The following is a 14,757-nucleotide window of genomic DNA, read 5'->3' on the forward strand; positions in this document are numbered from 1 at the left end:
TTCGAAGCCTACCGGGCACTATCGACCGCGGAAAGCCCGCTGATGAATACCGGGCATGTCGTAAGCGGTATCGTGATATCGTCTTTTCCTGCAATGGCCGATGATCTTCCATAGATATCGGTGACCGATACATTCCCTTTGACTTTTTTGAACGTAAGTGTTCCTGTGTCGCGAAGGCGCCATGCAGTGACGAGCGGTTTTCCGTTCACATCCCAGAGAAGCGCCCATGCCCCGTCCGCGTCGGTGATGCGCCCGCGATACACGGCATGCCGCATCTGATGGACAAGGTTGGCATACGCGACGGCCGCGGGCTTCGGCGCCATGGTGCCGTACCGGAGCAGACCGAAGTTGTGCTGCACCTCGTTGGTGTCGAACCCGTCACAGTAGAGATCGTACCAGAAGAATTTTTTCACGCCGAACGAGCGATGAACGAGGAATGCGCGCACCAGGTCCTCCGCCTGCGCCTTCTCGGTTTTCGGCGCGTCGCCGATAGTCACTCCGTCGATGAAGGGCTTGCGCGATGTATAGCTCGCATAGCCCAGTTCGGTTATCCATATCTCGCGCGGTATCGAATGGGAATCGAGCATGGCGAGGAAATCCGGGTATACTTTCACGAGACCCTGCTCCTCGGGCGTGCCGCCGTGAAGCGAATACGGATGCGGGGCGACGATATCAATGAAGGGCGCCGCCCCCCAGTTCGATGCGAATTTTCCTGTCCAGTCGGGGACGTCGAGCTCAGGCCATATCATTTTCGCGGAAGGGTCGACATCGCGAAGCGTCGTTGTCATCGCTTTCACAAGATCGGTGAACGCTTTTCCCCAGCTATCCGCCTGCCACACTTTCTCCGCGGGGAAACGTGTTTTCCAGCCGCCGAAATTATTCGGCTCGTTCTGTGATTCATAGATAGTGATCTTGCCTTTATGCAGTTCCATCGTCTTTCGTATTTTTGCGATATCAGCGTCCCAGCGATACGTGCCGTCGATAAGCGTGCCTTTTTCTGCATTCACATAGGAGAAGAGCGGGAGCCAGCAGAGCGAATTCCTTTCCGCAAGTGCGAGCGTCGGCGAGAGCTCATTACTATCGGCACAGCGTGCGTAATTGATCCCGTCGCGGAACCAGCTGATGCCGAGTTTTGCCTGCAGGGCGGGGAGTTCGTCCCTGCCCCAGTTGCCGAAATGTGTGGCAACACCGAACGGTGAATCAAGATCGGGTGTTCTCGGTCTGACATCCGGTATGACGCTGAAGGAGAGAAAATCCTCTTTGGAATTCAGCCCTGCGGCATTCACAAAAACGGCCGAGAGCGCGTAGTATCCCCTGCCGATCGCTGTCTTCATCTCTACGGCGGCGCTGTAATCGTTCTCGGGCGAAAGCGTGAGCGGTTCAAGCGTCCGCGTTGCAGTGCCGTCGACATCCGTAATGCGGAATCGGGCGGTCCTGATAACTGACCCGTCCGGCGCGGCAGGCACCGCGACGGTGAACGATATCATCTCTTCCGCAGTATAGATGCCGCCGGGGATGTTCGGCGTTATGAACGCCTTGAAATTCCCGGTGAACCAGCTGTTGTACTCGCCGGCAAGCATGCGCCCGATCTCCTCGGCAGAGAGCGCAGGTGCGCTTTCCCAATCCCCTTTTTTCGTGCAGTGCGATCTGATCTCATCGACGGTCAGTGCTCGGGAGAATACCGCCAATTCGTCGATGCTGCCGTTCAGGCGTCCGCCGCCGTCATTGGCAACGCCTATCTTGAGGAGCCCCGGCTGCGCCATGGCAAGCGGTACCGAGCAGGTGTTCACGAGCTTTCGTTCGCCGTTGACATAGAGCGAGAAATTATCCTTCCGACCGGCCCCCTCGAACACAAGGGCGATGTGATGCCATGTTCCCGCTTCGTTCACGGAGGGCGATGGCTCGCGAAGCATGTAGTCGCGCCTGTCCTTGCGCTGCTCTATCGCGGTCACGCTCCCGTCGGCGGAGAGGAAGAGGCGATGGAACCATCCCTGCGAAAGGATGTCCTGTATCTTTCCCGTTGCGCGGAGACGGACCCACACTTCTATCGTCTGTGCGGGGCGTTCCGCGGTGAGCGACGCGCGCGCCGGACATTCGACATGCGTCGTCTTCCCGTCGAACTCGAGTGCGCCGCCGGAAACGCCTTCGGTCCACCGTATCGCCCCGCGAATGACGGCATGATTGCCGTTCCCCGATACATCGAGGATAATAGGGCCGCGCCCTTCGTTGAAGCGATAGCGTGCGATAAGTCCGTCATCGGCAAGAAGGAGCGATGATGCGCACATTACCAAGGAAAGAATATTTTTCATGGGAGAGCTCCGTTCAAAAGGTGTTTATCGTGCAAGACGATACCGAAGATAGAGATCGGGGTCTTTCACCGTGCCGATGCCCTGCCCGAATTCAAGGATGGCCTTGCGGTCGGCCGTATCTGCATCGTTGATGAGCGCGCTTAAGGCTATCGTATCGCCCGGCTTGGCGCCGAAAAGGTCGAGCGGTATACGGAATGTGTACCGCAGTTTCCCGTCGAGCTTGACTGCGTACTCGATGCGTTTGTCGGCTTCCGGCACGGGACTTTTCCAAACAGCAAAGAGCGGTGAACCGCCGCGAAGTGCCGCCCCACATTCAAGGTTCCGTGATCCGTCGCGCCGGGCAATACCTATCTGCACGCTGTCCGCACGCCACATATCGTTCGCTGATGCCGGCGGATCGATATGCGCGTCGTCGCGCACGGCGAGCTGTATGAAGAGCGACGTGTCGTCATTGGCGATAAAGAGCGCGCCGGAAAGGTCATCGGCGCCCTTCCACTGTTCCTTGCCCGCGGAAAGATCGACGAGCGAGGCTTTATCATCCCTGATAAGAACGGGGGCAAGGCCCGCGGCATCGGTCTTCATACCGCTGACAGAGCCGCCCATCCAGCGGGCGAGATCGACGATGCCTGCAATAGTGTCGAGCGCGGCGGCATCCGGCAGGCGATAGCGCTTCCTCCAGTTCGGCATGCCTGGCACATCCTCGGCATACTCATCGACCGAGCCGATGCTCCCGCCGAACAGTTCCTTGTACAGTGCATCGCATTTCGATGAGTAGGCGTAGATGAGCCTGTCCGTGCGGTAGGGCTTTTCGGTTATCCATTCGGGTGTGCGCATCGATGCGGCAACGGCGCCGTTCCTGCGTATCTCAACGCGTACCGGCCCTGCCGCAAGCGGCACCTGCACGGAGATAAGACCTGCGTCCGCGGTAATACGTTTGACGCCGTTCACCCATACCTCGCCGGGGGCTTTCAGTATCGCGGCAGCATCGATTATGTTCATCGAACTTACGACGGGTTCATCGCGTCCGATATGCCACGGCACCACCTGCGCCTTCACGGGGAATACGATCGGCTCCGCTTCTATCGGATATTTATGGAAGAACGCCATCACCGTGTCCTCGGCTGTTTTTTTCGTTCCGCGCCAGATGTTCTCAAAATAGTCGGTGAGCACGGCGAACGCGAAATTGTGATTGCCTTCCGGCGCAAGATGATGCCCCTCGGGGTAATCGTTCCAGGTGACATAGCTTACGAACGACGCATCGCAGTCGACCGCGCGCTGCCAGAGCGTACGGTACTGCAGGGCGCCGGGGAGCACGAGATAGAGCATTTTCACATCGTTTGCCTTGAGCGACGGTATGTCCGCTGCGATGGGGAGTTTTCCGACCTTCTTATACGTCTTCACGTAGTCGGTCATCACCGCCTGTCCGTAAAAGCGTCCGCGCCGTCTGCATTCATCGCTCACGCGCTTCCATTCCTTTGTCGAGCGCGCATCCGCGGGATAATCGGCAAAGCCGGTCACCGCGGGGAAATGATCGAGTATCGCATCGATGTAGCGGTCGTACTGCGCATCGAAATCGATCTCGCGCGAGCGGGCATTCTGATACATCGTATCCTTATCCCAAACATGATAGACGAATGCAGCAGGCACGCCTATCATGCGCCGCATCGCCTCATATCCTTCGGCGAGTGCTTTGACATGCAGATCGATATCCTTTTTCCGGAAGAGATCGCCGTAATTGAGCACGCCGTCGCTGTAGCCCTCGGTGGCCCAGGTGAAGAATACGATGCGTCCGTCGGGGGCGCGCAGCCAATGCGGCGAATCCTTCCAGTCGCGCATAAGCTCGTTGATGCACTGCGCTGCGGCACGTATCTTTTCCTTTGCATCGGTCTTCTGGTTCGGATGCGAGATGCAGAGCGTGAGCTTGAAATCGATAGAGCGCTCCTTGAGCACTCTGAAAAAGCGGCGGATGACATCATTGTTGTAGGATGTTCCCGGCGTATACGTATCGGGGTCGGGGGATTGATAGTAGAAATGGAAGCCGTCGATACCGAGGCGTTTCGCGGTACGCACTTCGAATTCGATAGCATCGTCGGCAGCCTTGTTCGAAAGGAATGCCGCGAACGCTGAACGGTACGTGTATGCCCCGCCGATATTGCTCGCCGGTCCGTCGGGATATCCATACACAGCGTTCATATAGTACCCTTTATCGCTGCCGAATGTGCTCATCTGCGTCATGTAATGCGCGATGACGGGCTTGCCTTTAAAGAGCGGTGTGCGTAGCTCAGCGCGGTCTTTCTCGAGCGTTACCGCAGGCACGATGTCGCCCGGTATCTCGGAGGTTTTTGCTGCTTCCGTCGACCGCATGAGAGATGCAATATCATCCGCCGATAACGCTGCGGTATAGACGCGCACTTCATCGATGACGCCCTTGAACGCGAACGAATTGTTCCCGGCTGCGCCGATGAGGAATGTCCTCGCGTAGTCGCGGAACGTGCCGCTGAACGAAGCGGTCCCCGCCGCGGCGCCGTTCACGTACAGTGTTATTTTCCGCGCATTATACGCAGCAGCGACATGATGCCATTCGCCAATGCGTACCGGTGAGGAACCGACAGAGCATGATCCGCCGGTCATGCCCCAGACAGAGAAGCCGAACGTGGTGATGCCTTTATCCGAGTGCGCGAAGAGCCCCGCGTGGAAGCCGCTTTTACCGGCGATAAGCCGCTCCCGTCCCGCCTGCTCGTCGGGCTTTACCCATGCCGTTATCGTGAACGATGAATCCTCGGCACCGCTCATAAGCACCGGCATGGCAAACTCTGCGCCCGCGGGTGCTCCGCTGAAACGCATGGCCTTTCCGATGCGACCCTCGGCCCAATCTGCCGCCCCGCGCATACGCGCGTGATTAGAATATCCCGAGCTGTCGTACACGCCTTTACCAGCGCCGTCATTGAACGACCACCAGGCGACAAGGCCGTCCTCCGCACAGAGCGATACAGCGGCGGTAATGATGAGCAGGATGCGCATAAGCCCTCCGTTATTTCAGCACGATGATCGGCCAAAGCCGGGGATCGCGTGCATTGCCGAGACCTTCGGCTATCCAGAGCCAGCCCTTGCGCCCCTTGCCGTCATTATCGTTCACGATGCAGTTGAACGCCATCGAAGCAGGAAGTCCCGCACGAACAAGCGCTATCTCATACACCGTTCTTTTTCCGGCATCGTCGCGCTTCACCTCTGCGGCTATTTCGCCGTCGGCTATCGGCACGACTTTGTCCCCCGGCGCACGCTTTATCATGAGCACTTTGCCGTCGGAAAGTCCCACATCGTAGAGCATGGAATCACTTTCACTATCCTTTGATACAGCGAACTGAACGCTGTCCGCATTCCAAAGCCTGTCCATAGGCTCGTTCTGGAAATGGATATCGTCCTTTACCGTTATCTGCAGATAAAGCTTCGCATCGTCGCAGGCAATGCGTACTGCGGCGCTCTGGTCGTCGGCATCGCGCCAGTGAAGTTCCTTGCGCGTCGGGTCGAACGCGAAGAGATTGAAGATGTCCTTCAGTTCCTTAAGCTCCGCGAATACCTGCGCCGATGGCCACTGCGGGCTCCCCGGGCGATAGTCCCCTTTTGCGGTGATCGGTACCGCATAGCGTATCGCTACCGCGGCAAATCCGATCATCTCGTTATCGACGGTCAATCGTGCAGAGAGCATATCCTTTGAGCTGCCGCGCGCGGGTGATGATACCGTGAAATCGATCTTTTTCTGCTCCGATGCGGCGAGTGTAATGTCGCGCTCTTTCGGAACAATGGCGCCGGCGAACGTGCCGCCCGCGGCGACCGAGAGCGAACCGGTTATCGGCTTGCCGAACGGGTTCTGTACCGAGACGGGTACCGCGGTACTGCTGCCGGGTATGACCGTGATCGAGCGCGGCATGGCGATGACCATGGGGCCGCCCTTCATCACGACTGGTCCGCTCTTATTCCAACGCAGATAGGAGGGCGTTTTCGTTATTGTCACGGCGGCTTTCCCCTCGCGCACGGATACCGGCCGCTCATTCCCCATGATATCGATTTGCGACGCGTCTGCCGCCTCGCCGATGTTGAGGTAGGTGAGCCGCGATGCGTTCTCATTGAGCCAGAGCACGGCGAGAGCTGCCGTATCGTTCTCATACAGATGCGCCATGATGCCCTCGCCGACATCGGCGATAGTGCGGAAACGGAACCCCCGCATAGTGCGCAGGAGCGCGTGATACGCGAGATAACCGGGGCGCGGTTCGTGATAGGCGCGGTCGTTATAACGGATGATGCCGAAATTGTGTTCGCCCTCTTTCGGGTCCGGTCCGTCGCAGAAGAGATCGTACCAGAAATAGGCATGATGGCCCTCTGCCTGCACCGTGCTTATTTTCTTTACGAGCATTTCCGCCTGATCGCGTTCTGTCTGTCCGCCGACGACGGTGTATCCGCTCTCATTATCCCATATCTCAATACCGCTTTTGTCGATCTTTTTCAGATGTTCGCGTATCTTCGGGAATTTCTCAATGTAGAGCTCGTTCACATTGCCGTGTGCATGGTATGCATACACGTCGATGTTCTTCCCGATGGCCGCATAAAAACGGTCCATGCGGTCATAGCTCGTTTCGGTAAGCCCGCGCGACGGGCGGTTGGCGAACGCCCATCCTGAATTCATGACTTTCAGCGCCGGATCGATATCCTTGATGCGTGTGTATGTCTCTTTATAAAGCTCGATATATCTGCTGAAATCGCCGGGCCAGAATCCCCAGTCCGCTTCGTTCCATACTTCCCAGTATTTCAGCCTGTCCTTGTAGCGTGTGACCGTGTTCGTCGCATAGACATAGTAGAGCGATAGATCGGAGGGCGGCGTGCGTCCGTCCTTTGAGAACCAGCCGGCGAAGTAATCGAGTATCGGGAGCGGCGTGACCTTCACGCCGAGGTGATTGGCAACAAGCGTATCGAGATTATTGTAATTCCACTGACCCTGCTTCGGTTCCACACCGCCCCAGGTGAAATCCCAGCGGAGCATGTCCACGCCGAGATAGTCGAGCCATTGATAGTACACATGTCCCGTATCGAGCTGCGATCCCCCGGGGTGGGCGCACATCGCATAGATGAAATCCCCCGGCTTTGCGCGTGCGGTGTTCTTTCCCGACACTATCCCGAACGAAACCGTTCCCTCGCTTATGGTGTGTCCGGTCGTCGTTGCCGCGAGAAGCTCTATCGCGAAATAGCCTTTGTTCGCCGTTCCCATTGTGAGCGGGAGCGTTTTCGCTTCTCGTGCTTCGAAATGCACGGTCTTCTTTTTTGCGATCACCGGTGTCCCGAAATAATCGGCGATGCGTGCCGAGAGCACGACATCGGCGCTCTTACGCGTCTTGTTCGAATACATGAGCGTGAATGCGCATTCCGCGCCCTGCTCAAAAATATTGATCGGCCGATCGTTCACGACGCTGAACATGCCGGTCTTCCTGAGCGATGCGAGATAGTCGCTCTGGTTCGCATCGGCATAGATGATGTTGTCGATATACACGACGGCGTCGCCCGCACCTTCAATGATAAGGCGATGTATCGTGATGGGAAAATCGAATTTCCCGTCCTTGTTCCCTCCCCAGGTGGGGAATTCGAATTCATCCTTCGATTCAATGACACGAACGGTTTTCGTGAGCCATTGATCGCCGCCGAGATTGAGCCGCGTCGACTGGAACGTCTCACCGGTGGCATCCTGCAGCCGGATCTTTACCCACATATCCTTCGATGTGCTCTTCGCGCAGAGCGATACGCTCCCGCCGCGTTCGGTTATTTTCACATCTTTCGTGAAGTCGATGATGGGATATTCCGCATAGCCGCGCCCGTCAATGGATATCGTGACACCGAGCGAACGCTTCCCGATGGCGGTCGCATCGGTGATCTCTGCATTTTCCGACTTGATCTTCACTTTCGCGAGCGGTTCAATGCGCCCCGACGCGTTCTCAAAATCCGCTGCGATAACTTCGCCGCCGGCTGGTGCTTCCTTCTCGGTGTAGGTATGCGTTATCCGGTCGAAATAGATCGTTCCCGATCCGCTGCCTTCGACGATGATAGTATGGAATTTCACCGGCACATCGAGCTTTTTATCGTTATTGCCGCCCCATGATGATTCGATGTCCGCGCTGCCGTCGGCAAGACGTATCTTCTTCGTTTCCCACGTTCCTTTCTTAAGCGTAAGCCCGCGGGACTGGAATGTCTCGCCCTTCGCATCGATAAGGCGCAGTTTTATCCATATGCCTTCGGCGGACGCGAATCCTGCGAGCGTCAGTTCGCCGCCGATATCTTCGATGGCATTGCCGCCCGTAAAAGGCGCGAGCACATATTCCGCATAGGCAGCCTTTTCATGCGTGTAGCTTATCTTAAGCGATCTCTCACCCGAGCGCTTCATATCGGCCGATGTCTCCGCGGACGATGCGGTAACGGGGTCCTGTTTGTACGCGGGGTTCGCTTTATACCCCGCCGGAAAATCGATGAGTGTGTCGGTGACGGTCTCTGCGAATGACAGAGAGGCGATCGCGCCGAGCAGGGCAAGGAATTTTTTCATGGTCTATTCTCCCATCCGACTAAGTTTCACTTCTTTACGAAATATACCGGTGATGCCGTGAGCGTGACCGTACCCGTCCCGAGCGCATTCCCCATGATATCGACGGCGTTCATGCCAGCGGGCACCGTTACCGTCGCCGATGTTTTCGGTGACCACGCAGCGATCACGGCACCGGATGCGCGCTTGAACTCGAAGGCAAGTGCATCCGCATGGAAATTGCGCTCCTTCACGAATTGAGCCCCCGAAAGGAGCGAGCTCATGACCACATACGCGCTGTAGGCGGGTTTCGGCATGCAGCCGAATTTTGCGTTGCGAAGGATGCCGAAGTTGTTCTCATTATACGCGCGATCCGCACCGTCATCCATGAGGTCGTACCAGAAGAGCTTCTCGACGACACCGGTGGAGAGCATGAGCACATGCGCCCGCACGAGCATTCTCGCCTGCTCCGTTTCCGTCGTTTCGCGCGAGCCTTTATGCGTCGGCCAGCCGACCTCGGTTATCCATATATTCTGCTTTCCATTGTATTTCTCGATGAGCGACTTGATGTTCTTCATCTCTTCCACGAGCGTCATGCCGGCGACCTTGTCCTCCGGTGCGGAGGGATAACGGTACGGATGAACCGATACGGCATTGCAGTAGGAGAGCGCGCCGGCAGCGAACATCGCTTCGATAGGTTTCAGGTCATGCGTGCTGTGCTCACCGCCGAGTCCGACGATATACGCATTCGCATCGACCGCGCGCACCGCTTCAAACGCTGTCTTGAGCACCTTCACATAGTTTTCCGGCGTATTTCCCGGGCGGTTCTTTCCGTCCTTGCCCTTCATGCCGCAGCCGCCCGTCCATTCATTCCATACCTCGTAGCATTTTATACGGCCTCTGTATTTCGCAGCAAGTGCCTTGCAGTACGCTCCGTACGCCGCGAGTGTCTCATCCGATGCGGGAAAATTACCTTCATCATAGAATTTATTCCCGTAGTTGAGGATGATGAGCGGTTCAATGCCGAGAGCGAGCGCGGCATCGATGTAGGCATCGTATTTCGGATCGAAGACTATCCCGCCTTTCTTCTGCTCAACGCGGCTCCAGCACATCTCATCGCGGAGATATTTGATGCCCGCGGACGCCATCATGTTCATCGTTTCCGGCGGGAAGTAATCGGGACGAAAACCGCTCTGATAATGCGTGCATATGCCGAAGAACGATGATGCTATGGACTTGAGGTCGATGGCAGGGTTCACGCTCATGCGTACCGTATAGCTCGCGACCGGAACGCCGGCGAGCGTGCTCTCTATCGTTGCGGTGATGAAGCCCTGCACCTTTGGGCCTATCGTGATGACATTCTCTTTGGAAAGTTCCATGCTCCCCTTCGAGAACACGCGTGTGCCGTCACTGATGCTGTAGTTCGCGCCGACAATGCCGTCCGCTGCGGGTGAAAGCTTCAGTTTCACTGAACCTGCGCTGAACGAATTGCCGTACGCGGGGGAATCGATCTCAGCTTTGAAGAGCGGTCGCGGTTCCTCGCGTTTTTTCATGAGGTATATATCGTCGATGGTGATAGAGCCTGCCCCTTTGTATCCCTTGCTCGGCCGGTCATAGACGATGGCATAGGGCTTCACCGGATAATCGAGCTTTCTGTTCCCATCCCCGCCCCACGCACCGCCGTGGTCCTTAAGTTTGCATGCGTAGAATTTCCATTCGCCTTTCACGATGCTGTTCTCGTATTCGAGCTGATGCGTTTCGCCGGAGGCGTCGTTCACGCGCAGGCGCAGTGACCCAGTCTCGCCGTCGAATTTCGCCCACATGCCGATGTATAACCCCGGTTTATCGACGACGAATTCTTTCCCGACATTCACATATTCGAGCTTCTCTCTGCCGATGAAGGTGAAATCTATCTTTACCGCTTTTCCCGCGCGTCCCGTCCCCTCGCTTACCTTCATGACGGCGTATTGATCGCTCTCGCCCGTCGTCCAGCCCTCGGTCGATGCGGCGTAATTGACGGGCGATACCCGCTCGAACGCCTTGTCGCTCTGAGAATCATCGGGTATCAGCTCTATCGGACGCCACTCAGCGAATAGACCAGCAGCGAGCGTTACGCACACAGCCGTCGTTATCAAGACTGATCTGAAGATCATGTGTCCCATTGTAAATCTCCCAAGGATATATTTTATTACAGCGTTTTAAATGCCAAGGTCTTTTCCATAGATATACACTATGTCTTCGGTGAGACGTACGGACCTGTCCGATGAGATCGGGAGCCCCATGATATTCTTCACCGAGGAAACAGTTCCTGAGACCGTCGCGTCCTCGCGTCCGCTTGACATCCACGCGATCAGGCATTCACTGCCGTCGGGCAGGGTATAAAGCACGGCATGACGGTTCTCATTGCGGAGGAGCTTGACGGCGGTCGCTCCTGCGGTCGCGCGATTGAACACCGAGAGCGCGACCATGGCTGGCTTGGGGGCGTAATTAAATACCTGATGACGTACAATGCCGAAATTGTCTTCGTTGTACATGCGGTTCGTTCCATCATCTTTATAATCGTACCAGTACACCCGCTCAACGAACCCCGTCGATTGAAGGAGCGCATACGTTCGTACGATATAGCGTGCTTGCGAGCGCTCGAGAACACCGCGGGAATCCGCCTGCGTAGGCCAGCCGATCTCGGTCACCCACGCTTTTTTCGGCGCTCCTTTCGCGGCAGCGCGATCGGCGATGGCGCCAACCTCTTCAACAAGTTTGCTCATTTCAGGCGGTGCAGGATATCGATAGGGGTGTATCGAGAATGCATCCATGGATGAACCGCCGGCGGTGCTTATCGCGCGCTCGATATTTTCTGCGCATTTCAAACCGTATTCCCCGCCGATGCCGACCACGGTGACATCCGGGTGCTCTTTTTTTACCGCACTATACACGGCTTTCTGCAGCCGGCCGTAGGCTTCCGGGGAATGATCGTTGACCTTGCCTTTCATGCCGCAGCCGCCGACCCATTCGTTCCACACCTCATAGGAAGTGACATTTCCCTTGGTCATGCCTGTCAATGCAGCGGCATAGCGGGCGAATGCCGCGATATCATCGTCCGTATTCGGGAAATCGCCGCCTGCATAGAGCTTGTTGCCGTAATCGTATATGACGAACGGTTCCATGTTCAATTCTTTTGCGCGCGCGAGATATTTTCCGCACGCCTCGGGCATTTCATAGACGCCCGCGGTCCTTTCAGTCCAGCTCCAGGGGACCTCGTCGCGGAAATGGCGGATGCCGTACTGGGCAAGGAGATCCATCGATTCGAGCGGGTGGCTGTTGAGAAAATGAGTGCAAATCCCGATAAAGGCGTTCCTCGCGACGCCTGTGGCGGCGAGCACGGCGCACGGGAAAAGTTTTGTTTCAATGACGTTCCCTCCGCTGATAAGGTCGATGCGGCAGCGGTAGTATCCCGGAGCGCTCGGGGTGAATGTGACGGGGCATTCTGATGCGGCGCCCTCTCCTTTCGCGACGATAGTATCGAAGTAATCGGCGACGCTCCATCGTATCGCGCTCCCCTCGCCGCGTGCGAACAATTCCACCTGCGCTTTCGGGGCATATACATTGCCGAACGGCGGAGCCCCCTCGATGACAAGTGACGGTCTTTTCTGTTCTGTTTTTTTCAAGCGTGTGACCGTGTCGAGCCAGAGCGAGTTCTTTCCTTTGTACCCGATCATCGGGCGGTCGAAGATGAGTTGGAGTTTTGCGGGCAGATCGAGCTTGCCGTTCTTGTCGCCGCCCCAGAAGGATGATTGCCCTGAAACGGAGAATGCGATGAAATGCCATCCGCTGTTCTGCTCTGCTATCGCCGCGAGCTGATGCGTTTCACCGTTCGCATCGACCAGCCGGACGAAGAGGGGGAATCGCGTTCCATCATCGAGTACCCAAAAACCGATGCCGCCGGGGGTGTCATCGTCGGTGACGGCAATGCCGGTATCGAGCTGGATGAATTCCAGTTTTTTCTCGGCGAGGAATTCATAATCGACACGAAGTGATGCGGCTCCATCGCGTTTGACAGCCTTGTCGACAACGACCGAAGCCTTTGCGCTCTGCGAACCATCTGCTGCGGCCCATGCCGTATCGAGGTTTTCGAATCCTTCGATCTCCGAGATCGGCACGTATGATTGTTCCGGGCTGAGATCAGGCGCAGGACACTTGATCTCCTGCCGGCCGAAAACCAGGGATGTCATTCCAGCGACAACGATGATTATGCGCGTCGTTCGTCTCATTGTGTGCTCCTGTGCGTATATCGTTCTTCTTTCATCATGATCACGGTACACTGACCGGTACTGCTGCCGTGCTCGAACGTTCGCAGAGCACCGATGCAATGCGTGTAATATGTTCACCGCCCGCGACGGCACGGAATGCTGTGCGAGCGAGATCATCATATCGCGCAGCCATGGCGGTTATGCCGGGGACCGTGTATGCATACTGGTCGCTGTCGCCTTCGCCGCCGTCGGCGATGATGCTTACATCCTCGGGGACGCGTATGCCGGCCTCCGCGTAAGCACGGAGCGCACCGGCGGCCCCGGACGCGGAATCGTATATGACGGCGGATGGCCGATGCGATGTGATAAGTTCCTTCGTTCTCACATACCCTGCAAGAAGCGCGCTGTCCCATGGCCGAATGCGGTGCGCACGGTCCATCAGATCCGGCGATATTCCGTGCTCGGAAAATATGCGGCGTATCGTGCGCTCGCGTATGCGCGTTTCCTCCGCTTCCGGCTCATTGCCGATGTATGCGATGTCTGTGTGGCCGCTGTCGATGAGATATTGTAGCGCTCTCGACGCGCTCGCTTCGTAATCGGGGCAGACGATGCGTATATTAGTAAGCCCCTCCGCATTGACTTCATTGAAGAACACGAACGGTATGCCCGCGGCATTGAACTCAGCGAGCTGCGCTATCGAGATCTGCTGTGCGGGGAGCACGAACACCGCGGCGATGCCGCTGCTTTTAGCAATGATGTCGCTGATTATCTCATAGTCGGTATCTTTCTTGAGCTCAACGGGACGCAGCGTGAATTGCGATGCGGCCATATGCACATGCTCGGTGAGCCGGAAAATGAAATGCGAAAAATAGCGCGGGTATGCGAAGAGTATCTCGCGTCCGCCGGTGCCCTGTTCAAGTGCTATCTCGCCGTCGCGCCCCGCGATGAATATGCCTTTTCCCCGCCGCCGCTCGATAAGGCCTTCTTTCTCAAGTGCAAAGAGCATACGGTTAATGGTGGAAAGTGAGACATGGTAGCGCTTGATAAGCTCGCTTATTGAGGGGAGACGGTCATTGGACTGACCGCTCTTGATACGCTCAAGGACGTATTCCTTGAGCTGTAAATACATTGGAATTTGGCTGTTTTTTGATATTTTCATAACTATAGCGCTATAGATATACAGGTAGTATAGTCAAATGCGATTTGTTTGTCAAGGTAATAATGCGCTGGTGATTTGACTCGGTCCGCAATATAATCCACCTATATGTCAATGCGATGGGTTTTCTGCGCCCATTTATGATGTAGCTTATCTTCCGTAGTGAGGTTATCAATGGATCCATTAACGCTTTGGTACGCAGCACCGGCGAGGAATTGGAATGAAGCGCTTCCCCTCGGCAACGGCCGATTCGGCGCCATGGTGTTCGGGGGCATAGGCGAGGAGCGATTACAGTTGAACGATGATACGCTCTGGTCGGGGTTCCCGCGGGAGTGGAATAATCCGCGTGCGAAAGAGGTGCTTCCCGAGGTTCGCAAAGCGGTGTTCTCCGGTGATCATGTGTCAGCGACCGAGCTCTGTAAAAAGATGCAGGGGCCGTGGACGCAGGCATACGAGCCGATGGGCGATGTGCTCATCAAATTCCTGCAC

7 protein-coding genes are annotated in these 14,757 nt (G+C 56.5%); 1 reads left to right on the forward strand and 6 read right to left on the reverse strand.

The features are described 5' to 3' along the window. Positions 1–8: 8 nt before the first annotated feature. From AABZ39_16595 to AABZ39_16620, 6 genes are read right to left on the reverse strand one after another with little or no spacing between them, the layout of a single operon-like run. Positions 9–2,309, reverse strand: a complete 2,301-nt coding sequence (locus AABZ39_16595; protein MEK6796398.1) for a LamG domain-containing protein — start codon at positions 2,307–2,309, stop codon at positions 9–11. A gap of 24 nt (positions 2,310–2,333) precedes the next feature. Next, positions 2,334–5,330, reverse strand: coding sequence for an endo-1,3-alpha-glucanase family glycosylhydrolase (locus AABZ39_16600; protein ID MEK6796399.1), 2,997 nt, complete (start codon positions 5,328–5,330; stop codon positions 2,334–2,336). Between the two features lie 10 nt (positions 5,331–5,340). Continuing rightward, entirely contained in the window at positions 5,341–8,889 is a 3,549-nt protein-coding gene (locus AABZ39_16605) for a sugar-binding protein (GenBank protein MEK6796400.1), read from the reverse strand. A 26-nt stretch (positions 8,890–8,915) separates the two neighbouring features. Then, positions 8,916–11,027, reverse strand: coding sequence for a cellulase family glycosylhydrolase (locus AABZ39_16610; GenBank protein ID MEK6796401.1), 2,112 nt, complete (start codon positions 11,025–11,027; stop codon positions 8,916–8,918). Positions 11,028–11,063: 36 nt separating this feature from the next. Continuing rightward, positions 11,064–13,133 carry a glycosyl hydrolase gene (locus AABZ39_16615; GenBank protein ID MEK6796402.1) on the reverse strand — a complete coding sequence of 690 codons (2,070 nt, stop codon included), beginning with the start codon at positions 13,131–13,133 and terminating at the stop codon, positions 11,064–11,066. 40 nt (positions 13,134–13,173) lie between these two features. Next, positions 13,174–14,241: a substrate-binding domain-containing protein gene (locus AABZ39_16620; GenBank protein ID MEK6796403.1), complete on the reverse strand. Its 1,068-nt coding sequence runs from the start codon at positions 14,239–14,241 to the stop codon at positions 13,174–13,176. A gap of 201 nt (positions 14,242–14,442) precedes the next feature. Between AABZ39_16620 and AABZ39_16625 the strand changes: the two genes are divergently transcribed. Beyond that, the coding region (locus AABZ39_16625; protein ID MEK6796404.1) for a glycoside hydrolase family 95 protein at positions 14,443–14,757 on the forward strand (315 nt) is incomplete at its 3' end.

The organism is Spirochaetota bacterium (assembly GCA_038043445.1).
Lineage (GTDB): Bacteria > Spirochaetota > Brachyspiria > Brachyspirales > JACRPF01 > JBBTBY01.